This window comes from Maricaulis salignorans (genome assembly GCF_900103475.1).
GTDB classification, from domain to species: domain Bacteria; phylum Pseudomonadota; class Alphaproteobacteria; order Caulobacterales; family Maricaulaceae; genus Maricaulis; species Maricaulis salignorans.
The window spans coordinates 1-21,421 of sequence record NZ_FNHG01000011.1 but is presented as its reverse complement, the minus strand read 5'-3'; the positions used below and the strand labels follow the sequence as shown (position 1 = coordinate 21,421).

The following is a 21,421-nucleotide window of genomic DNA, read 5'->3' as shown; positions in this document are numbered from 1 at the left end:
AAGGTCAAGCCATGAAGATCGAATTCGTTACTGCCGGTTCTGCCGCCGGCGCCATCGCCGTTCCAGCCTTTGACAAGGCCTCGCTCTCGGCGGCTGCCCAGTCGGTCGATTCAGCGACTTTAGGCGCGCTCGGCCGCGCCATTGCTGCGTCGCGCTTCAAGGGCGGCGCCGGCGAGACGCTGGAAATCATTGCACCGGCTGGCATCGATGCCGGACGCGTCGTGATTTTCGGTCTCGGCGACAAGGCCAAGCTGAATGAAAGCGTGCTTGAAAAAGCCGCCGCTGCCGTGGTCGCCAAGCTGCTGATCGGCGGCGAAACCGCGGTGACACTGCGCCTCGATGGCGAGACCAATGGCGAGGGCGCGGCCCGCGCTGCCCTTGGCGCGCGCCTGGCGGCCTATCGTTTCGACCAGTACCGCACCAAGCTTTCCGACGACAAGAAGCCGTCGCTGACCCGGGTTGCGATCGCCGTTGACGATGTCGCCGCCGCGAAGTCGGCCTGGGCCAATTGGGGCCCGGTCGCCGATGGTGTCGATACCGCACGCGAACTGCTCAACCAGCCGCCCAATATTCTCAACCCGGAAACCTATGCCAAGCAGATCCAGGGCATGGCCAAGCTCGGTCTCGAGATTGAAATCCTCGACGAGGCGCAAATGCTCGAACTGGGCATGCATTCCCTGCTCGGTGTCGGCCAGGCGTCGGAATTCGAGAGCCATATCGCGATCATGCGCTGGAATGGCGGCAAGGCCGGTGAAAAGCCACTCGTCTTCGTCGGCAAGGGGCTGACCTTCGATTCGGGCGGTATTTCGCTCAAGCCGGGTGCCGGCATGGACGAAATGAAGGGCGATATGGGCGGTTCCGCTGCCGTGGTCGGCCTGATGACCGCCCTGTCGGGCCGCAAGGCCAAGGTCAATGCAATCGGGATTGTCGGCCTGGTCGAGAACATGCCTGATGGCAATGCCCAGCGTCCGGGCGATATCGTCACCTCGATGTCGGGCCAGACGATTGAAATCCTCAACACCGATGCCGAAGGCCGTCTCGTACTCGCCGATGTCCTCTGGTATGCGCAGCAGACCTTCGATCCGAAACTCATGATTGATCTGGCGACCCTGACGGGCGCGGTGCTGATCGCGCTGGGCAATACGCGCGCCGCGATCTTCTCCAATGATGACACGATCGCCGATCGTTTGTTCGCCGCCGGTAATGCTTCCGACGAGCCGGTCTGGCGTCTGCCACTCGGCCCTGACTACGAAAAGCATATCGAGACCAAGAATGCCGATATGCGCAATGTCGGTGAAGGCCGTCTGGCGGGCTCGATCTCGGCGGCGGAATTCCTCAAGCGCTTCGTCAATGACAAGCCCTGGTGCCATATCGATATCGCCGGTACGGCGATGGGCGGCATGAAGGACGATCCACGTCAGCCCAGCTGGGGCACAGGCTGGGGCGTGCGCATGCTCGACCGCTTCGTGCGCGATAATTACGAAGGCTAGCCTTCGAAACAGGAGAGGGCGGCTTTCGGGCCGCCCTTTTTGTGTATGCCGGCTGATATCTGGTTCTATCATCTCGAGCGTTCCGGTCCTGAAGAGGTCTTGCCGGAATTGCTTGAAAAAACGCTGGCCAAGGGCTGGCGGGCCTTGGTGCGTTCAGGCGATGCCGAACGCCTCGCCTCGCTCGACCAATCGCTCTGGACCTGGCGCGAGACCAGCTTTCTGCCACACGGCCGTGCCGACCAGGCCGAGCCGGAGCGCCAGCCCGTCCTGCTCGCCAGCGACGAGGCGAACCCCAACCAGGCGCAATGCCTCTTCCTGCTCGACGGCGCCGTGCCGGACGCGCCTGATGCCTTCGAGCGTGTGATTGTCATGTTTGACGGCCAGGATGAGAGCGCCGTCAATGCGGCGCGCCGGCTCTGGAAACAATTGTCGACAGCCGAGCGAACTGTTTCATACTGGCGCCAATCGCCGGAAGGCCGCTGGGAGAAGAAAGCATGACCCGACGCATCCTGTTACCCGTGCTGGCCGCGCTGGCCGTTTCGGCCTGTGCCGCGACCGGCAATGGCGAGCCGCCGGCCACAAGCCTGCCCGGCTTTGAAACCGTCACCGACCCCTGCGGCGCCGACGCGCGCGGATATCTGATCGGGCAGCCGATCCGTGAAGTTGATCTGGAAAGCCTGGCGCGCATCGTGCGCCCGATCCATCCCGGCCAGCCCGTCACGATGGATCACCGGCCCGACCGCCTCAATATTGATCTCGATGGCGATGGTGCCATTGTCCGCCTCTGGTGTGGCTGAGCGCCCTGGATCTGATCTGATGAAACCTGTCCTTGCCCTGTTCACCGGCCTCGCTGCGGGCTTCCTGCTCGCCGGCTGTGCCTTCGACGGCGCGCCTGCGCCGCAGACCGTCATGCCCGAGCCGCAGCCGCAGGCGCCGGCCGTCAGCGAGCCTGTTTCCGACATGCCCTCAATGGGCGCCGTCCAGGATATCGGCACCGCGCCTTTCCAGCGCCCGATCACCGGGTCGTGCGGCATGGAGAATTTCCAGCACCATGTTGGCCAGCCCCGGATCGAGGTTGATAGCCGAAGCTTGCCGGCCAATTACCGCGTTGTCGGCCGCTATTCGCGGGTCACGATGGAATATCTGCCTGAACGCCTGACGATCCGGATCGCCGATGACGATACGGTGGAGAGCATTACCTGTGGCTAGGGGGGGCGCTGCGGGCGATCAGCCCTGCGCAAACCAGATATAGGCGACATACCCCGCCAGCATCACCGCACCGACGCCGCGGCCAATGGTCGGGCGTGTGAGCAGCAAGCCTGTCAGGACGAGTGAGGCGACCATCAGGACCGGCAGGTCGAAGACCAGAAAGCGCGAGGCGATCGGGATGGGTGTGACCATGGCGGTGACGCCCAGAATGCCCAGCAGGTTAAAGATATTGGACCCGATAATATTGCCGATGGCGATTTCCGACTGGCGCCGCAAGGCGGCGATCAGCGAGGTCGCCAATTCCGGCAATGAGGTGCCAATGGCCACGACGGTCAGACCGATAAAGGCTTCCGAAACCCCATAACCGCGCGCAATCGAGACGGCGCCATCGACCAGCATGCGGGCACCGGCCATCAGGGCAATCAGCCCGGCGATCACCCAGAGCAGTGAGACGAGGCTGGAGGCCGGCGCGGCATCCGTGCCGCTGTCGGCCGGCGCCTCACCGGGCCGCAGATAGGCCCGGGCCAGATAGGTCACGAGGCCGGCAAACAGGACCAGTCCCGCCAGGCGCGAGATTTCGCCCATGGCGAGCACCGGGATCAGCACCAGCGTCGCCGCCATCATGACAGCGGTGTCGCGGCGCAGGGTGGCGCCGCTGACACGGATCGGCCAGACCAGCGCCGAGACGCCGACGATCAGCAATATATTGGCGATATTGGAGCCGATAATATTGCCGACGGCGATATCGGGCACGCCGCGCAGGGCCGCATCGACAGAGACCAGCAATTCCGGCGTCGAGGTGCCGAAACCAACGACGGTGAGGCCGATCAGCAGGGGCGGCACCGCCAGCCGTCGGGCAATCCCGACACTGCCGCGCACCAGCGCATCGCCGCCAAAAAACAGGCCGATCAGCCCGGCGGTCACAAAGACATAATCCATGAAATTTCCCCGGTGGGTCCGCAGAGGCGCGACCCGATGCGAACGTGTGGATCAGGCCGCGGCGCTACAAGATGCCGCCGTAAATAAATGCTCCGGTCACCGGTTCCGTGCGGTGATCGTGTATTGCAACACTGTCGCGAAGCCGACCCAGATCAGATAGGGGATATTGGCATAAAGCACCCAGGGCGCGATCGGATAGATGCTGGCCAGGGCCCAGATCAGCGTGCCCAGTACCAGCGTGATATCCACCGCTGCCAGTAGATTGCTCCGCAATCCGAATTGCAGCGGCGTGAAGGCCGCGTTGAAGATCAGATTCAATACGAAGGGCAGGGCCAGCCAGGCCGAAATTTCCCCGGTGAAGGCGAGCCAGAATACAAAGCCGAAACTGCCCGCGATAATGAGATAGAGCACCGACCAGACCGGCCCGAACAGCCAGGCAGGCGGAGCCCAGGCCGGCCTTTTCAGTTGAGCATACCAGTCCCTGGTTTCCATGTTTGGCCTCGTGCGGCTGTTCGCATTGGGAGTTTGGGGGCAGTGCGGGTCTTGTTCAAGCGGGGACGGCGGTCTGCGGAACTCCCACACCCTGCCAATAAACCCACCGTCATCCCACGGTGCTCGGGCGCGCTTCGCGCACCGTGGGATGACGGTGGCGCGTTTGGTGCCGGTGATTATTCGGCGCTGACGTGGCTTATCCCCGCCCTTCGCCCATTGTCCCACGTCATCCTGACGCAAGTCAGGACCTCGAGACCGCAGGCTCCGCACTTGTTGCGTCGAGGTCCCGACTTGCGTCGGGATGACGATATTTTGTTGAGTTTATCCCCACCCCACCAACCTGCGCGCATAATCGCCCCGTTCCGGTCGCACGGGAGGCGTGAGCTCAGTCATTCGCGGCGGTCGGGAGCGTGGAGCTCATCCGCACGACGGCGTGACAGCCCGAGTTCCGGTGAGGCCATGATCGGGGAAGTGAGGCATTAGGGCTCGACCAATCTTCCACGGTCATTTCGAGGCAGGGCCCGCGAGGGACCTGAGTAAATCTCCACGTGCGGGACGTCTCGAATGTCTCAACTCATTATTGCGCTAACCGGCATTCGCCGGCGTCCCGCACACCTCCCAAACCGGGGAGGGCCACTCAAACCTCCAGCCGCTTGCGGCGTGGAGATTTTCGTGTGCCGCCTAGCCTGCGCGGGCGGCCTCGAGCTTTTCTTCCGCCGCCATCCATTTGGACTCTGCCGCATCGATCAGTTCGACGGCCTTGGCGCGTTTCATCTGCAAATCCTTGGCGGCCTTGGGGTCTTTCTTGTAGAGGCCCGGCGTGGCGAGGCCGCGATCGATCACGTCGAGAATGCCGCGCAGGCGATCAGCCTCCTTGGCCCAGCGCGTGGATTCAGCGCGCAGGGGTTTGAGCTCGTCGCGGCGGGCAGCCAGATTACGGCGCTTGACGCTCTTGTCGTCCTGGGGGAGCTCCTTCTTCTCGCGCTTGGCAGCGCGGGCCGGGCGGCCGGAGAAGCTCTGGCGATAGGTCTCGATATCCTCGTCATAGGCGGTCACCGAACCATTGGCGACGAGCCAGAGACGGTCGACCGAGCTCTCGATCAAATGCCGGTCATGGCTGATCAGGATGACGGCGCCTTCATACTCGTTCAGCGCCATGATCAGGGCCGAGCGGCTGTCAATGTCGAGGTGATTGGTCGGCTCATCGAGGATGAGAAGGTGAGGGCCATGGAAGGTGATCAGATTGAACATCAACCGTGCCTTCTCGCCGCCCGAAAGCGAGCCGGCGGGCGTTTCCTGACGGTCGCGCGGCAGACCGAAACGGGCCAGACGTCCGCGGCGCTGGGCCTCGGTCGCATCGGGCATCAGATCGATCACGTGCTGATAGGCCGAGGTGTCGGCGTGCAACCCGTCAATCTGGTGCTGGGCGAAATAGGCGATTTCCAGCTTCTTGTGATGGCGCATATGGCCCGACAGCGGAATCAACTTGTCGCAGAGCAGTTTGGCCAGGGTCGACTTGCCGGCACCATTGCGGCCGAGAATGCCGATCCGGTCATCCGGATCGATGCGCAGATTGACATTGCGCAGCACCGGCTTGCCCGGCGCATAGCCGGCATCGACCTCTTCAATCCGCACGATCGGCGGGGCCATCGCCTTTTTCGGGGCGGGAAACAGGAAGGGTGCGACCGGGTCGGAGACCATGGTGGCGACCGGCTGCATCTTCTCCAGCCGCTTGACGCGCGACTGGGCCTGTTTGGCTTTCGAGGCCTTGGCCTTGAAGCGGTCAACGAAGGCCTGGAGATGCTTGCGTTCGGCATCCTGCTTGTCAGCCATTTTCACCTGCAGGCGCTGGCGCTCGGCCAGGGCCTTTTCGAAGTCGTCATAGCCGCCTTCGAAAATATTGATCTTGCCGTCCTTGAGGTGGGCGATGCGCTGCATCGAACCGTTCAGCAAATCCCGGTCGTGGGAGATGACCAGCACGGCACCGGGGAAGGATTTGAGGTAGGTCTGCAGCCACATCACGCCTTCAAGGTCGAGATAATTGGTTGGCTCATCGAGCAGCAGCACATCGGGTTCGGCAAACAGGGTCGCGGCGAGGGCGACACGCATGCGCCAGCCACCGGAGAATTCGCGGCAGGCGCGCAACTGCTCTTCAGCCGTGAAACCCAGACCGGAGAGGATGGATCCGGCGCGGGCTTCGGCGGTGTGGGCATCGATATCGGCGAGGCGAATCTGGATTTCGGCAATACGATGCGGATCGGTCGCGGTCTCTGCTTCGGTCAGCAGGGCGGCGCGTTCCAGATCGGCATCGAGCACGACAGAGATCAGGCTCTCATCGCCGCTCGGCGCTTCCTGGGCGACCCAGCCAACGCGGGCACCCTTGCGCAGCGTGGTGTCCCCGCCCTCCGGATGGATATCGCCGCGGATCAGCCGGAACAGGGTCGACTTGCCGGTGCCATTGCGCCCGACCAGCCCCATCTTGCATTTGGGGGGCAGGTGAAAGGTCGCCTGGTCGAACAGCATCCGGCCTTCGATACGATATGTCAGATCATTGATGTGTAGCATGGGCAGGCGCGTAGCCCGGCTTCACGCATTGCGCAAGCGTGGAGGGGCGTGGCGGCGCGGGAGCCGTTCTCGCCGGGGGATGCACACGCCCATAATCCCCCTTCTGGAACGGCATGCTACGGTGTAACCGTCCTCTTTGCGCCTGGGGGCGTGCGCGAGGCCTGGTCTCGCCTTGTCTTGGATAGATTCATGAAAGACTCCTGTTTTGTGCGCGCGGTGCTGCTAGCCGCCGCGCTGCCTGTATTCCCGGCATATGGTGCCTCCGCGGAGCTCCTCGAGAGCCTCGAGACCCAAATGGGTCAGGCCGCCATCAGCGCCCGTTTCCAGTCGAGCGACGCATTCAGTTTTACGGAGGCACAGGAAGTGCGGACGCTTGCTGTGCTCGAGGCGACCTACCGCGCCGTGAGGGCTGATTTTCCCGCTCTGGCCGACCAGGTTGCCGTCACCATCATTCCGGTTGATCGCGATCTCTCGGCTGTCGGCCATGTATCCGGCCGCTCCGACGCGCCCGGTGTTGTGGTGCTCGAAATCTCGATGTCGGGAGCCGGCGGTGTCGATGGCGCCATCCTCGACGGGCTGGAGTCGACCTTCGCGCATGAACTGCACCATCTGGTGCGCGGCTGGACGATTTCCGGCAATCGTTTCGGCCCCGGGATCGCGATAGCGGCTGCCAATGAGGGGCTGGCTGTCGTGTATGCCGCGACCCTTACTGGCAAAGCCTATGCGGGTAATGCGCCCCCGGCGGCGGGATTGGCAATCGAATGGGCCCGTGAAGTTCGCGGCCTGCCGCTGCATGCCGATTACGGACAGTGGATGTTCGCCCATCCGGACGGGCGGGCCGCCGTCGGTTACCGTACCGGTAGCTTCATCGTGCGCCGGGCGATGGAAAATTCCGGTCGCGAGATTGTCGATCTGAGTACGCTCAACCCGGATGAGATCTGGAGTTTGGCTGAGATTGACTAGACGCAGTCCGGTGCGGTGGGCGCAGGACTCTGCATCCTGTCGCGCCGCCAGCTTCCCATTCGGCGCAACGCCCGCTATAAGCCGCGCAAATTCCGTGGCCGGGCCTTTCCGGTCGAACACCACCAATCGCTTCAAGGACCATTTATCATGGCGCTGCAACGCACCTTCTCGATCATCAAACCTGACGCTACCGCCCGCAATCTGACCGGCGCCATCAATGCCAAGATTGAAGCCGCCGGCCTGCGCATCATCGCGCAGAAGCGCATGCAGCTGAGCAAGGCCCAGGCCGAGACCTTCTACGGCGTCCACAAGGCTCGCCCATTCTTCAACGACCTCGTCTCCTTCATGATCTCAGGCCCGGTTGTGGTCCAGGTTCTTGAAGGCGAAAACGGCATTGCGAAATATCGCGACGTCATGGGCGCCACCAATCCCGAGCAGGCTGAAGCCGGCACGATCCGCAAGGAATTCGCCGAGTCGATCGAAGCCAATTCGGTTCACGGCTCCGATGCACCGGAAACCGCTGCTGAAGAGATTGCCTATTTCTTCGCCGGTATCGAACTGGTCGGCTAAGGCTGAAGCTTCGATCTGCAGACAAGGGGCCCGGTGGAAACGCCGGGCCTTTCTTGTGAGCATGGCTTGATCGGTGGCGAGAGCAATCTACTGATGGACCTCTCGCCGATCACATCGACAGGCTCATTATGACAAACTCGGATATCGATGCACAATTTCCGCTGGAGCGGACGCGCAGACGCATATTGCGGGTCAACACTGCGGGTGAAGCGGGTGCTATCGCGATCTACAGCGCTCAGCTCGTCGCGAGCCGGATATTACGGTCGGAGACCGCGACTTTTCTCCGTGCGGCAAGAGTCCATGAAATGGATCACCACAGGCGCTTCCGGCTGGTCATGGTCGAGCGTGGGCTGTCGCCTTGCCCGGGTACGGTGTTGTGGGTTGCGGGGGGCTGGCTGCTGGGGCTGATCAGTTTGCTGGGCGGCGAACGCGGCATCATGGCTTGTACGGCGGCGATCGAGAGCACGGTGCATGGGCATCTGAACGAGCAAATTCGATTTCTTCAGGATCGCGACCCTGAGCTTGCCGGCGTGATTGAGTCGATCAGGGTCGAGGAGGAAGAGCACCTCGAGCACGGCTTGGCCGGGTATGACGCCCATTGTCGGGTCGCCCGAATTTTCACCGGCATCGTATCCGCCGTGACGGAGGCCCTGATCTGGATTGCGACGTTTGGCGATTCAGCCCGGCTACGCGCCGAATATTCGGACATGATTGCCCGATCCTGACATCGCGAAATGTGCGCATGTGAGCCTGCCCGCTTGCATCCGGTGCCTCGTCCGCTCATCAGGGCGCAATCACACTCAAGGACGCTTCACATGGACATGGCGCTCTATACCGGCCTGGTCAGTTTCGTCATCGTGATGTCGGTGACGCCGGGGCCGAATAATCTGATGTTGATGTCGTCGAGCGCCCTGTTCGGCGTGCGCGCGACCTTGCCGACCTGGCTCGGCGTCAATCTCGGTTTCAACATCATGCTGGTCGCGGCGGTCTTCGGGCTGGGGACGCTGGTCGCACGCTTTCCCTGGGCCATCACGCTGGTCAAGTTCGGCGGCGCGGTCTGGCTGTTGTGGATGGCCTGGCTGTTCGCGCGCGCCGGACTGGCCACGGCGGGGCCGGACGGCAAGGTGGCGGCGCCGGTCCGCTCGCGTCCCATCCGCAGCTATGAGGCGGCCCTGTTCCAATGGGTCAATCCGAAGGCCCTGCTGATGACCCTGTCCTCGGCCGGGGCCTATGTCGCCCTGGCCGACACGGCCCCCGAACGCGCGGTGCTGATGGTCGCAACCTTCATCCTGTTCGGCGCGCCCTGCGGCTTGCTTTGGGTGTTTGCTGGCGGCGCGCTGAAACGTTTCATGGCCGATGGCCGTTCGGCGCGGATCCTCAATCTCGCCATCGCTGGCATATTGCTTGTCACGGTCGCGATGATTGTTCTGGCCTGAGCCCCTTGCGGACAAGCCCGGCTGGGGTCAGTTTGCGCACGACTCATTCCAACGCAATTGCGAGGCCCGGCATGTCTTCTCTTCACGCCCTGATCGAACGCCTGCCCAAGGCCGAACTTCACCTTCACCTTGAAGGTTCGCTGGAGCCGGAACTGATGTTCGAACTGGCCCGGCGCAATGGCATCGAAATCCCGTTCGCGACGGTCGAGGATATCCACAAAGCCTATGATTTCAGCAGTCTGCAGGATTTTCTCGACATCTATTATGTCGGCATGAATGTGCTGATCACCCAGGCCGATTTCCACGATCTGACGATGGCCTATCTGGCCCGCGTCCATGAGGACAATGTCCGCCATGTCGAGGTTTTCTTCGACCCGCAGGGCCATACCGATCGCGGCATTGCCTTCGCGACTGTCGTCAATGGCATCACCTCGGCGCTCGATGCGGCAGAGGAAAAATGGGGCATCACCTCGAAACTCATCCTGTGTTTCCTGCGCCACCTCTCCGAAGAGGCGGCCTTCGAAACCCTGGAAATGGCGGCGGAACATCTCGACCGCATTGACGGCGTTGGTCTCGACAGTTCCGAGCTGGGCCATCCACCGTCGAAATTCCGCCAGGTCTTTGCTGCTGCCGGCACTTTGGGTCTGATGCGCGTTGCCCATGCCGGCGAGGAGGGGCCGCCGGAATACATTCATGAGGCGCTCGACATGCTGGAGATTGACCGGCTCGACCATGGCAATCGCGCCCTGGAGGACGGCACGCTGGTCGCCCGGCTTGGCCGCGAACAGATGACGATGACGGTTTGTCCGCTCTCCAATCTGCGCCTGTGCGTCATCGACCGGCTCGAGGACCATCCGCTCAAGACCATGCTGTCACTCGGCCTGCGCGCGACGATCAATTCTGATGATCCGGCCTATTTCGGTGGCTATATCAACGAGAATTTCCGCCGCACGGCCGACGCGATCGGTCTGACCGAGGCGGAGATCATCGAGCTGGCGAAGAATTCCTTCCGCGGCAGTTTCCTCGAACCCGCCGAGATCGAGGCGCACCTGGCGGAGATCGATGCTGTGGTGGCTGAAGCGTCAACCTAGTCTTCCGTACCCGGCTTTTGCCGTAGCGATTTCCGCGTCCCGCGGATCGCCTTCGCCGCCTTGACCTTCTTGATCGAGGATAGTGAGGGGCGCGACTTGATGCGCGGCTTGGGCGGGGCGAGGGCTTCGAGCACCAGCGCCTTGAGCCGCTCGCGCGCCGCGGCGCGATTGCGTTCCTGGGAGCGGGTTTCCTCGGCGCGGATCACCAGCACGCCATCCTTGGTCAGACGGCTGGCGGCAAGCCGCACCAGGCGCGCTTTCACCGCTGGCGGCAGGGAGGTCGAGGCGGCGAGATTGAAGCGCAGCTGCACCGCGCTTTCGGTCTTGTTGACATGCTGGCCGCCGGGACCGGAGGCGCGGGTATAACGCTCTTCCAGTTCGGCTTCGTCGATTTCGAGGGATGGTGTGATTTGCATCGCGAGATCCCTGATCGCCTCAGTCGTGCGGGTTCATCAGCAATTCGGCACCGAATTCGCGCACTTGCAGGCGGACACGGCTGCCGGCGACGCGGGCCTTGCCGGAGCAGGCCAGGGCGATGCACTGGCGGTAGAGCTTGTGTTCGGCGGTCACCACCCGGGTGGCCAGCGTGTCCGGTGTGTCATCCGGCAGGACCGGCACAGCGGCCTGGCCGATGATCGGGCCGTCATCCATTTCCGGGCGCACATAATGCACCGTGCAGCCATGAATGCGCACGCCGGCTTCCAGCGCCCGTTCATGCGTGTGCAGACCCTTGAAGGCGGGCAGGAGCGAGGGATGGATATTGAGCAGGAGGTCACGCCAGCGTTCGGTGAACCAGGGCGTGAGCAGGCGCATGAAGCCGGCGAGACAGACGATGCGGGTATCGTAGAGCTTCAGGACGGCGTCGAGCGCCTGCTCAAATTCTTCGCGGGTTTCAAACTCGCGATGATCGACGACTTCGGTCTCAATCCCGGCCTCGCGGGCGTATTCGAGCCCGGCAGCATCGGGGTTATTGGAGACGACTACCACGATTTCAGCGGGATAGCTCTCGGACTTCGCCGCCTGGATTATCGCCTGCATATTGGAACCGCGCCCGGAAATGAGCACAGCGATCTTGGTTTTCGCCATCTTGTGCATCCTTGGCTTTGGTTGACGTCTGGGGTGTTGACGGGGTCAGGCCGACTTGAGTTCGCCGATAATCATGGCGGTCTCGCCGGCCTGCGCAAGGGCGCTGATCGTCGCATCGATATCGCGCGGTGCGACGCACAACAACATGCCGATACCGCAATTGAAGGTGCGGTGCATTTCATGCGCCGAGATGCCGCCGGTCTTTGCCAGCCAGGCAAAGACGGGCGGAAGTTCGAAGGCGTCGTAATCGATGACGGGCACCAGATGGTCCGGCGTCATGCGTGGCGGATTCTCGACCAGGCCACCACCGGTGATATGGGCGAGGCCATTGACCAGACCGGCCTTGATCAGTGGCAGGCAGGCCTTCACATACAGCCGGGTCGGCGCCAGCAGGGCTTCGCCCAGTGTCTGGCCGGGGGCGAAGGGAGCGGGGTCCGACCAGGTCAGGCCGGACAGTTCGACGACCTTGCGCACCAGCGAGAACCCGTTGGAATGGACCCCCGAGGAGGCGAGGCCGATCAGCACATCACCGGCGGCCATGCGATCATGATCGGGCAGGAGCGCACCGCGTTCGGCAGCACCGACAACAAAGCCGGCGAGGTCGAAATCATCGCCCTCATACATGCCGGGCATTTCGGCCGTCTCGCCGCCGATCAGGGCGCAGCCGCTGTCGCGGCAACCGGCCGCAATACCGGCAATAATGGCTTCACCGCGCACCGGGTCGAGCCGGGAGGTGGCGAGGTAATCGAGAAAGTAGAGCGGCTCGGCGCCCTGGGCGAGGACATCATTGACGCACATGGCGACCAGATCGATGCCGACCGTGTCAAGCTTGCCGGTATCGATCGCCAGGCGCAGCTTGGTGCCGACACCGTCAGTGCCGGAAATCAGGATCGGATCATTATAGCCCGCGGCCTTGAGATCGAAGGCGCCGCCAAACCCGCCCAGATCGGCCGCAGCGCCGGGGCGGCGGGTCGATTTGGCCAGCGGTTTGATCCGGTCGACCAGCGCATCGCCGGCATCGATATCGACGCCGCTGGCGGCATAGGTCAGCCCATTCGGGTGTTTTTTGTCATCGCTGGCGGTCATGCTGGTTTCCAAGCCCTGTGTGAAACGCGGCGGAGTACAGTCGAAACCTGCCTGAGAAGCAAGTCACGGGCTTCACGCGCGACTGTGTCTGGCTATACTAAAGACCAATCGATACCAAGGAGTCGTGCCTGTGCGACCGATATTTGCCGCTATCTGCCTGTTTCTCGTCAGTCCCGCCCTCGCGGTCGCGGACGATCCCTATACGATTCTCGGTGTCTCCATTGATGCCACCGGCAGTAATGCGCTGGATGCCCAGACCATCGCCATGCGCCGTGGACAGGCGATGGCGGCGCAGCGCCTGATCGAACGCATGACCCTGCCGGAGGATCGTGTCGGCACGCCGCTCGATTTCGGCTCGGCTGGCGCGATCGATTCCATCTTCGACGCCTCCGCGATTGCCGAGCTTATTTCCGGCTTGCAGATTGACAATGAGCAACGCAGTGCGACGCGTTATCTCGGCGAGCTGGACGTGAATTTTGACCGCCGCGCCGTGGTCCGCCTGCTCACCAGCTATGGCGTGCCCTTCGTGGAGTCCCAGGCGCGGCCGACCCTGGTGCTGCCGGTCTATGAAGCGGGCGGGCAATTCTATCTCTGGGACCAGAATCCCTGGCTATCGGCCTGGACGAGCCGGTCCTATGCCCATGCCCTGGCACCAATGATCGTGCCGGGCGACAGTGCGGCCCGCTCGATCCTGTCGGCGCGTGATGCCCTGGCGCTGGATGAGGCGGGGCTGCGCGAGATGGCCTCGCTCTATGGTGTCAGCCGTATCGCCGTTCTGCGCGGCCAGGAACGCGATGGCGTGCGACGCATGGGCGGTTTTCTCGTCAGCTTCGACGCCGGTGCCGAGATGGCTGTCGATACCTGGGGGCCGGAAACGGTCTATGGCAGCTGGCGCGATGGCGCGATGAGTTTTGTTGTCGGGCGCGAAAATGCCTGGAAGCGCGAAGCAATCGTGCGCAACACCTCGACCGAGGAGATGCGCATCACGGTGATCTATGGCGGCCTGACCGAGTGGCAATCGCTGCAGGCGGCTGTCACCGGCGCCTCGCTGGTCAGCGATGCGCGGCTCGATGCCATCTCGCGCGATGGTGCCCTGATGACGGTCAGTCATCGCGGTGCGCTTGAGCAGCTGATGTCCGAGCTTGCCGAACGCGGTGCGGCGCTGGAAGAGCATCCCGGACTGGGCTGGGTCGTTCGCAGCGCTTTTTGAGCCAGAATCGGACCTTGAACGCATGACCGGGCAATTAGTGCTCAACCTGCCTGTACGGGTGGATTTCAGCGCGGAAAGTTTTGTTGAAGGCCGCGCCAATGCGGACGCCGTCGCGGCCCTGTCGCGATGGCGTGACTGGCCGCGTGCGGTCTTGGCGCTGACCGGTCCGAGCGGGGCCGGCAAATCCCATCTCGCCGCGATCTGGGCGCAGCGCGCCGGTGCCCGGACCACCGATGCAGCCAGCCTCGCCGCCTGCCTGGCTGTTTTGCCCTCGGGCGTCAGCCTGCTGGTCGAGGACGTCGATGACGGAATTGATGATGCGGCGCTGTTTCATGCGATCAACCGCGCGGCGGAAGGCGATATTCCCGGCCTGCTGATTACCGGGCGCGCACCGCCTGTCTTGTGGCGCGCCAGCCTGCCTGATCTGGTTTCGCGCCTGCGGGCCCTGCCGCATGTCGAATTGAGCGAGCCCGACGATGAATTGTTGACCCGGCTCTTGCTGAAGCAATTCCAGGATCGCGGCGCGCCGCTGCGTCCGGGAGTGGTTGAGTATATGCTGCCGCGGATGGAACGCTCGGTCTCGGCGGTGCGAAGCCTGGTCGATCGCATGGATAAACTCGCCCTGGCCCGGCAGACGCCGGTCAATCGTGCCGTGGCGCGCGCGGTGCTGGGTGACCTGCCCGAGCATGGAGACAATGAATGAGTTTGCCCGTCACAACCGGTAACCCGCCAGACATCGCCGCATTGATGAACTCGCCCGAGCGTTTCCTGAACCGCGAACTCTCCTGGCTTCGCTTCAACCGACGCGTCATCGGCGAGGCGGAAAACCCCAATCATCCGGCGCTCGAACGTTTGCGCTTCCTGTCGATTTCGGCGAGCAATCTCGATGAATTCTACATGGTGCGCGTCGCCGGTTTGCGGGCCCAGATCCGCAATGGTGTGACCGCGACCAGTCTCGACGGGCTGACGCCGGCCGAACAGGTCGAACAGATCCATGTCCTGGCCAGCGAGCTGATCGGCAAGCAGCAGGCGCTTTGGTGCGCCCTGCGCGACGAGATCGCTGCGCTCGGCGTCTGCGTGCTCGCCGAGGCCGATTTGTCACGCGCTGATATCGCCTGGCTGCGTGGCGAATTCCTCTCCCACACCTTGCCTGTAATCACGCCGCTGGCGATTGATCCGGCGCATCCATTCCCCTTCATTCCCAATCTGGGGTTCGCGCTGGCGCTGCAATTGCGCAATAACCGCACCGGCAAGATCATGAATGCGCTGATCCCGATGCCGTCGGGCGTCAAACGCTTCGTCGAATTGCCGGCGCGCTCGCATGGCGAACGGGGGCGTCCGGCCCGGCGTTTCGTGGCGCTGGAAACCGTTTTGTCGATGTATGTCGACGAGCTCTTTCCGGGCTATGAAATGCTCGGGCGCGGCGCTTTTCGCGTCATCCGCGACAGCGATATCGAGATCGAGGAGGAATCCGAGGATCTCGTGCTCGAGTTCGAACGCCTGATGAAGCAGCGCCGCCGCGGTGTGATTGTGCGCCTGACGCTGGATGCGGAAATGCCTTCGGGGCTGCGCGACTTTATCGTCGCTCACCTGCACGCCGAAGAACAGGATGTGGTCCCGATGCCCGGGCTTCTGGGCCTGGCCCAGGTGGACCAACTCATCCCCGATGATCGTTCGGATCTGGTTTTCCCCGCCTATGAGCCGCGCTATCCGGAACGCATTCGTGACCATGGCGGCGATTGTTTCGAGGCCATCCGGGAGAAGGATATCATCATCCACCATCCCTATGAGAGCTTCGATGTGGTGGTGAAATTCCTGCGCCAGGCGGCCGCCGACCCGGATGTCGTCACGATCAAGCAGACGCTCTACCGGACCTCGAAGAATTCGCCGATTGTTGCTGCCCTGATCGAGGCTGCCGAAGCGGGCAAGAATGTCACCGCCCTGGTCGAGCTGAAGGCGCGCTTCGACGAGGAAGCCAATCTGAAATGGGCCCGCGATCTGGAGCGCGCCGGGGTGCAGGTCGTTTATGGCTTCATGGAGTACAAGACCCACGCCAAGATCTCGCTTGTCGTGCGGCGCGAGGGCACGGCCCTGCGCACCTATGCCCATTTCGGTACCGGCAATTACCATCCGATCACGGCAAGGGTTTATACCGATCTCTCGCTCTTCACCGCAGATCCGGCCTTTGGCCGCGATGCCGGGCGGATCTTCAATTTCGTCACCGGTTACGCGCGCCCGGAAAACCTGGAACGCCTCTCGGTCTCGCCGCTACGCCTGAAGGAAGACCTGCTGGCGCACATGGAAATCGAGATCGCCAATGCCAAGGCCGGCAAGCCGGCCGCGATCTGGGCCAAGCTCAATGCGCTGGTTCATCCCGAAATCATTGACGGCCTCTATCGCGCCAGCCAGGCCGGCGTGCGTATCGAACTGATCGTGCGCGGGGTTTGCTGCCTGCGTCCGGGCATTCCCGGCCTGTCCGAGAATATCCGCGTCAAGAGCCTGGTCGGGCGTTTTCTGGAGCATTCGCGTATCGCCTGTTTCGCCAATGGCAGCGAAATGCCGTCACCGGCGGCGAAGGTGTTTATCTCTTCGGCCGACTGGATGCCGCGCAATCTCGACCGCCGCGTCGAACTGCTCTGCCCGATCCAGAATCCCACCGTGCATCGCCAGGTGCTCGACCAGATCATGGTCGCCAATCTCAATGACACCGCCCAGAGCTGGTATATGGACGGGCAGGGCGAGTATCGCCGGGTCGATACCTCGGGCATGAAAAAGGCCTTCAGCGCCCATGCCTATTTCATGACCAATCCGAGCCTGTCCGGTCGCGGCCACGCCCTCAAGAATGACCAGCCACCCGTTCTCACGGGGGATGGTTAGCGCTCTTGGACCCGGTCAGCATCACCCATCAGGTTTTCGCGGAGAATGCCGTCGAACGTGATATCGCGGTGATTGATGTCGGCTCCAATACCGTGCGTATGGTGCATTTCCGCCTTGAGGGACGGGCGATCTGGCCGGTTTTCAATGAGAAAGTGATGGCCGGGCTCGGACGCGGCCTGCGCCAGCGCGGCACGCTGCATCCCGACAATATCGACATTGCCATGCGGGCGCTGAAACGTTTCGAACGCCTGCTCGACGCCAAGGGCGTCGGCGAGCGCTATGCGGTCGCGACGGCGGCAGTGCGCAATGCCAGTGACGGACCGGACTTCGTGCGCCGCGTCGCGGCGGAAACCAGTTTCCGGCTGCGTGTCCTGTCCGGACCGGAGGAGGGCGAACTGTCGGCGCTCGGCCTGGTGACCGGCATTCCCGGCGCGCACGGGATGATGGGTGATCTGGGCGGCTCCAGTCTCGAACTGACACCGCTTGATCACGGCGCGCTCGGCGCCGGGCAGACCTTTGCGCTCGGTCCCCAGGAAGCGATTCCGCCGGGCCCGTGGGATGCCGATGCGGTCTGCGCCGTGATTGATCAACGTTTGCGCGAGGATGGTGTCCTGCTCGGGCAGGGCGGTGAATTCTATGCGATCGGCGGTGCGTGGCGTTCGCTGGCGCAGCTGGCTTTCGCGCGCTCCGACTATCCACTGCGCGTCGCACACCAGTTTCGCATTGATGCCAGGGGCGTGCGGGAATTGACGCGGCTGGCGAGCCGTCTCAGCACAGCCTCGCTGGCTGGCATTCCCGGCATTTCCTCGCGCCGGGCTCCGAGCATTCCCTATGCCGCCCTCCTGCTCAGCCGCATCGTCGAGATGGGAAAATTCTCCCATGTCGTCTTCTCCGCTTATGGTCTGCGCGAAGGCGTTTTGATGCAGGGACTGCCTGCGGCCGTGCAGGCGATCGATCCGTTGATTGCCGGTGCTGAAGCGCTGGCGCGACCGGTCTCGCCGACCCCGGATTTCGGACGGTCGCTGGCCAGCTGGATTGCTCCGGCGATGGCCAATGTCGACACGGTCTTCACGCCGCGCCGCGACCGGGTCTTGCAGGAAACGGCCGCTCGGCTGGCTGATCTGGGCGCGCGGCGCCATCCCGACCATCGCCTTGAACTGACTCGTGACAGCGTGCTCTACGCGCCCTTTGCCGGCATCAATCATGCCGAACGGGCCTTCCTCGCCGCCGTGATGCATTACCGGTATGGTGGCCGCCGCAGTGCGCTGGACGAACTCCCGGTCTTCCATCTGATCGACGAAGCCCAGCACGACGTTGCCCAGATGCTCGGCTGCACCCTGCGGCTGGGCGCCAAGCTGTCGGGTCGCTCGGCCAGCCTGCTCGATCGTTTCACACTGCGCGTCGAGCCCGGCCTGGTCTGCCTCGATGTCGATGAAAGCGTGCGCGACCTCTATGTCGAGCGCTCTGTCTCCCTGCTCGGTCATCTGGCCGGCGCAATCGGCCGCAAGGGCGAGGTGCGCTATCTCTAGACGGCTGACGCGTAGGTCCTGCGCAATATCGGCATTGGAAAGTGCATAATTTATGCGCGTTTACGACCGGGTGTGTACACGGTTTCTGAAATGCATTCCGCTACTTCCCGAGAGCATGGGACGTAGCCTTTCACACAATCAAGGTGTCAGCAGCCTCATCCGGGACGGGTGGCGCCGGTTGGCGGGTGCGGCCAGGATTGCCGTCGATATTCCAGCCGAAAGCGCTGGCTGGGTCCGGGCGCAACAACTCGCGGTCTTCCAGCATTTCGCGCCGCTGATTGTTCTCGCCAATCTTTTGAACGCGGGCTTGATGCTAGGCCTGATGTTCGGCACCGAAGCCCGCACGATTGTCGTCGGCTGGGCTGTAGCGATCACCGGGCTGATGCTGGTTTTCGCGGCTCGATCGGCGCGTTCGGCGCGTCGGCACAAGCGCGCGCCCGTCCAGACCCGGTCCCAACGTTCGATCGGCGCCAATACGCGCGATACGGCGTTGATGGGCATGGTCTGGGCCCTGCTTCCGGCCTTGTGCTTCAGTAGTGCCACACCGCAAAACCAGATGGTGATCGCGGTGGTCGCCGTCGGCATGATGTGCGGCGGCGCCTTCATCATGAGCACAGTACCGCGTGCAGCGACTGTTTTCATCGGGCTTCTCGCGCTGGGTGGCTATGTCGGCCTGCTTCGGGAGCCTACGCCTCTCAATCTCTTCGTCAGCGGCATGTTGACGGTCTATGCGAGTACGCTGCTCTACGGCGTGGCGCGCGTTTACAAGGAATTCGTTGGCCGTTTGCTCGGCGAACGTCTGGCACGTGAACAGGCTGACCTGATCGGGATGTTGCTGCGTGATTTCGAGGAAGCGGCGTCGGACTGGTTGTGGACGACGGACGCGACCGGGCGGCCGACCGGTGGCGGGGCGCGTTTTGTCTGCGATTCCGCCGCAGCCGGCCACGAGACGACTGATGACTTTCTGACCTTTTTCGAACCCGATTCACAGAGCCGGGAGCTCGGCGAACTGATGCAGCGGGACGGGAGTTTTTCCAACCACGTCGTGCGCACGAGAGTGGAAAATGGCGCGCGCTGGATCGCGCTGACCGGCAAACCCGTGCGTCAGAATGGCGTGTTTGCAGGCTATAAAGGCGTTGCGTCTGATATTACCGGCGAACGCGAAAGTGTGGACCGCATTGCTCATCTGGCCGCGCATGACAGTCTGACCGGACTGGCCAATCGCAGCACATTGCGCGCTGTTCTCGGTGAGGTGCTCGGCCACCCGCCGGCGCGCAAGCAGGCCAGCAGCCTGCTGCTGATCGATCTCGATCGCTTCAAGATCATCAATGACACGCTCGGCCATGCCGCCGGCGATGCGGTGCTGGTGGAGGCTGCGCAGCGTATCCGCGCTGTGATCCGCAGTGCCGGACTGGTCGCCCGAATGGGCGGTGATGAGTTCGCCGTGGTCATCAACCAGCCCGGCCATAATGCCGAATTGCTGGCGCGCCAGATCATTGATGCGATCGAGCAGCCCTATCTGATCGATGGCAGTGTCGCGAAATGCTCGGCCAGTATCGGATTGCGCCCGGTCTGCGAGCATGATGATGATATGGAAGTGCTGCTGCGCCAGGGCGATCTGGCCCTGTATCGCGCCAAGGCCCAGGGGCGCGGCCATGTCGTTGAGTTCGACTGGACGATGGATCTGGAAGCGCAGGAATTAATGCTGCTGGAACATGATCTGCGCTCGGCCATCGCCGGGGAGGAATTGCACCTCGTCTATCAGCCGCTGGCCGGGACATCGACAGGCATCATCGCTGGTTGCGAGGCGCTTCTGCGCTGGGAACATCCTCGGCTCGGCAATATCGCGCCGGATCGCTTTATCGATCTGGCCGAGCGCTCCGGACTGATCGTTCCGATCGGCGAATGGGTGATCCGCAGCGCGATTGCGGCGGCTGCGAAAATCGATCCGGGTATTCGCGTTGCGATCAATGTCTCGCCGATGCAATTGCGCAGCCCCAATCTGTGCGCCGTCTTCGTCAATGCCCTTGCGGCGAGTGGCGTCGCCGCCGAGCGGATCGAGGTCGAGATCACCGAGTCCGTCCTGCTGGCCGACACCGAGGCCAATCTGGCCGTGCTCCAGAAATTGCGCGCCCTCGGCCTGCGCATCAGCATGGATGATTTCGGGACCGGCTATTCCTCATTCAGCTATCTGCGCAAATTCGACTTCGACAAGCTCAAGATCGACAAATCCTTTATCGATTGCCTGGGTCAGGAAGACAGTTCCGATGCGATTGTCGGCGCGATCATTGCGCTGGCCCGGGTGCTCGGCATGCGCACCGTCGCCGAGGGCGTGGAGACATCGGCACAGCTCGACCTTATCCGTCAGCTCGGTTGTGATGAGGCCCAGGGTTATCTGTTTTCCAGGCCGATTGATCTGGAGGCCCTGGTCGCGCTGGTCGGATCGGCGCCGGCGATGCAGGCGATCGATCGCGACGCGGTCATTGCTCCGGACGCGATCCAGATGCGCACGGCCAGCTAGGGTCTGTACTCAATAAGGGGATTCCCGGATCGTTGATTGCGTGATTCACTTCTGCGCGAAGCAGGAGGAGATCATGGCACGTTATGATTTGAGCGATGAAGAGTGGGCGCTTGTCGGGCCGCTCTTGCCCAAGCCGGGCAAGGGCAAGCGGCGGGTGGACGATCGGCGGGTGGTGAACGCGATCTTCTATGTGCTGCGCACCGGGGCTCCGTGGCGCGACCTTCCCGGTCGGTACGGCCCTTACACAACGGTCTACAACCGGTTCAATCGCTGGGCCAAGCGAGGTATCTGGTTGAGGGTGTTCGAGGAATTGGCCCGGCGCTCGCCGCAGTCGCTGCAGCTGATCGACAGTTCCAT

Annotated in this window: 21 protein-coding genes; 15 read left to right on the top strand and 6 right to left on the bottom strand. The window is 62.9% G+C overall.

Annotation, left to right across the window (positions count from 1 at the left end; genetic code table 11):
* The first annotated feature begins 11 nt into the window (after positions 1–11).
* Genes BLT42_RS09535 through BLT42_RS09520 form a run of 4 tightly spaced genes read left to right on the top strand, consistent with a single transcriptional unit; the run spans position 12 to position 2,699 of the window.
* On the top strand, positions 12–1,490 hold the full coding sequence (locus tag BLT42_RS09535; RefSeq protein WP_091770125.1) for a leucyl aminopeptidase: 1,479 nt from the start codon (positions 12–14) through the stop codon (positions 1,488–1,490).
* A 45-nt stretch (positions 1,491–1,535) separates the two neighbouring features.
* Entirely contained in the window at positions 1,536–1,988 is a 453-nt protein-coding gene (locus BLT42_RS09530) for a DNA polymerase III subunit chi (RefSeq protein ID WP_091770123.1), read from the top strand.
* Positions 1,985–2,287, top strand: a complete 303-nt coding sequence (locus BLT42_RS09525; RefSeq protein WP_091770121.1) for an I78 family peptidase inhibitor — start codon at positions 1,985–1,987, stop codon at positions 2,285–2,287. The genes BLT42_RS09530 and BLT42_RS09525 overlap by 4 nt, the downstream gene beginning before the upstream one ends.
* Before the next feature lie 19 nt (positions 2,288–2,306).
* Positions 2,307–2,699, top strand: coding sequence for an I78 family peptidase inhibitor (locus BLT42_RS09520; protein WP_091770118.1), 393 nt, complete (start codon positions 2,307–2,309; stop codon positions 2,697–2,699).
* Positions 2,700–2,717: 18 nt separating this feature from the next.
* Here the strand turns inward: BLT42_RS09520 and BLT42_RS09515 are convergent, their stop codons facing one another.
* The 3 genes from BLT42_RS09515 to BLT42_RS09505 all read right to left on the bottom strand — a co-directional run bounded on the left by BLT42_RS09515 (position 2,718) and on the right by BLT42_RS09505 (position 6,695).
* On the bottom strand, positions 2,718–3,638 hold the full coding sequence (locus BLT42_RS09515) for a calcium/sodium antiporter (RefSeq protein ID WP_091770116.1): 921 nt from the start codon (positions 3,636–3,638) through the stop codon (positions 2,718–2,720).
* 96 nt (positions 3,639–3,734) lie between these two features.
* On the bottom strand, positions 3,735–4,130 hold the full coding sequence (locus BLT42_RS09510; RefSeq protein ID WP_091770114.1) for a TspO/MBR family protein: 396 nt from the start codon (positions 4,128–4,130) through the stop codon (positions 3,735–3,737).
* Positions 4,131–4,811: 681 nt separating this feature from the next.
* The gene (locus tag BLT42_RS09505) at positions 4,812–6,695 is read right to left on the bottom strand and encodes an ABC-F family ATP-binding cassette domain-containing protein (protein WP_091770113.1); all 1,884 of its coding nucleotides are present in this window, start codon (positions 6,693–6,695) and stop codon (positions 4,812–4,814) included.
* Positions 6,696–6,989: 294 nt separating this feature from the next.
* Between BLT42_RS09505 and BLT42_RS09500 the strand changes: the two genes are divergently transcribed.
* The 5 genes from BLT42_RS09500 to BLT42_RS09480 all read left to right on the top strand — a co-directional run bounded on the left by BLT42_RS09500 (position 6,990) and on the right by BLT42_RS09480 (position 10,755).
* A complete protein-coding gene (locus BLT42_RS09500; RefSeq protein ID WP_176780319.1) occupies positions 6,990–7,658 on the top strand; it encodes a DUF2268 domain-containing putative Zn-dependent protease in 669 nt (222 codons plus the stop codon).
* A 147-nt stretch (positions 7,659–7,805) separates the two neighbouring features.
* The gene (gene ndk / locus BLT42_RS09495) at positions 7,806–8,228 is read left to right on the top strand and encodes a nucleoside-diphosphate kinase (protein ID WP_091770319.1); all 423 of its coding nucleotides are present in this window, start codon (positions 7,806–7,808) and stop codon (positions 8,226–8,228) included.
* Positions 8,229–8,356: 128 nt separating this feature from the next.
* On the top strand, positions 8,357–8,953 hold the full coding sequence (locus BLT42_RS09490) for a demethoxyubiquinone hydroxylase family protein (RefSeq protein WP_091770109.1): 597 nt from the start codon (positions 8,357–8,359) through the stop codon (positions 8,951–8,953).
* A 90-nt stretch (positions 8,954–9,043) separates the two neighbouring features.
* Positions 9,044–9,664: a LysE family translocator gene (locus tag BLT42_RS09485; protein WP_176780318.1), complete on the top strand. Its 621-nt coding sequence runs from the start codon at positions 9,044–9,046 to the stop codon at positions 9,662–9,664.
* Between the two features lie 71 nt (positions 9,665–9,735).
* Positions 9,736–10,755 (top strand): adenosine deaminase, encoded by a 1,020-nt coding sequence (locus BLT42_RS09480; protein WP_091770105.1) that lies wholly within the window; start codon positions 9,736–9,738, stop codon positions 10,753–10,755.
* Here the strand turns inward: BLT42_RS09480 and arfB are convergent.
* Genes arfB through purM form a run of 3 tightly spaced genes read right to left on the bottom strand, consistent with a single transcriptional unit; the run spans position 10,752 to position 12,927 of the window.
* The gene (gene arfB / locus BLT42_RS09475) at positions 10,752–11,171 is read right to left on the bottom strand and encodes an alternative ribosome rescue aminoacyl-tRNA hydrolase ArfB (protein ID WP_091770103.1); all 420 of its coding nucleotides are present in this window, start codon (positions 11,169–11,171) and stop codon (positions 10,752–10,754) included. The two genes, BLT42_RS09480 and arfB, sit on opposite strands and share 4 nt — an antisense overlap.
* A gap of 19 nt (positions 11,172–11,190) precedes the next feature.
* Complete coding sequence (gene purN, locus BLT42_RS09470) at positions 11,191–11,841, bottom strand: phosphoribosylglycinamide formyltransferase (protein WP_091770101.1); 651 nt, start codon at positions 11,839–11,841, stop codon at positions 11,191–11,193.
* A 45-nt stretch (positions 11,842–11,886) separates the two neighbouring features.
* Complete coding sequence (gene purM / locus BLT42_RS09465) at positions 11,887–12,927, bottom strand: phosphoribosylformylglycinamidine cyclo-ligase (protein ID WP_091770317.1); 1,041 nt, start codon at positions 12,925–12,927, stop codon at positions 11,887–11,889.
* Positions 12,928–13,057: 130 nt separating this feature from the next.
* On the opposite strand from purM, the gene BLT42_RS09460 reads away from it, so the two are divergent.
* The 6 genes from BLT42_RS09460 to BLT42_RS09435 all read left to right on the top strand — a co-directional run.
* Positions 13,058–14,137 (top strand): DUF2066 domain-containing protein, encoded by a 1,080-nt coding sequence (locus BLT42_RS09460; protein ID WP_091770099.1) that lies wholly within the window; start codon positions 13,058–13,060, stop codon positions 14,135–14,137.
* A 22-nt stretch (positions 14,138–14,159) separates the two neighbouring features.
* Positions 14,160–14,840 carry a P-loop NTPase family protein gene (locus BLT42_RS09455; RefSeq protein ID WP_143024101.1) on the top strand — a complete coding sequence of 227 codons (681 nt, stop codon included), beginning with the start codon at positions 14,160–14,162 and terminating at the stop codon, positions 14,838–14,840.
* Positions 14,837–17,014, top strand: coding sequence for an RNA degradosome polyphosphate kinase (locus BLT42_RS09450; protein ID WP_091770095.1), 2,178 nt, complete (start codon positions 14,837–14,839; stop codon positions 17,012–17,014). The genes BLT42_RS09455 and BLT42_RS09450 overlap by 4 nt, the downstream gene beginning before the upstream one ends.
* A 5-nt stretch (positions 17,015–17,019) precedes the next feature.
* Complete coding sequence (locus tag BLT42_RS09445) at positions 17,020–18,543, top strand: Ppx/GppA family phosphatase (protein WP_233342417.1); 1,524 nt, start codon at positions 17,020–17,022, stop codon at positions 18,541–18,543.
* Between the two features lie 115 nt (positions 18,544–18,658).
* Positions 18,659–21,064: a putative bifunctional diguanylate cyclase/phosphodiesterase gene (locus tag BLT42_RS09440; RefSeq protein WP_176780317.1), complete on the top strand. Its 2,406-nt coding sequence runs from the start codon at positions 18,659–18,661 to the stop codon at positions 21,062–21,064.
* A gap of 73 nt (positions 21,065–21,137) precedes the next feature.
* The coding region (locus BLT42_RS09435) for an IS5 family transposase (protein WP_143024100.1) at positions 21,138–21,421 on the top strand (284 nt) is incomplete at its 3' end.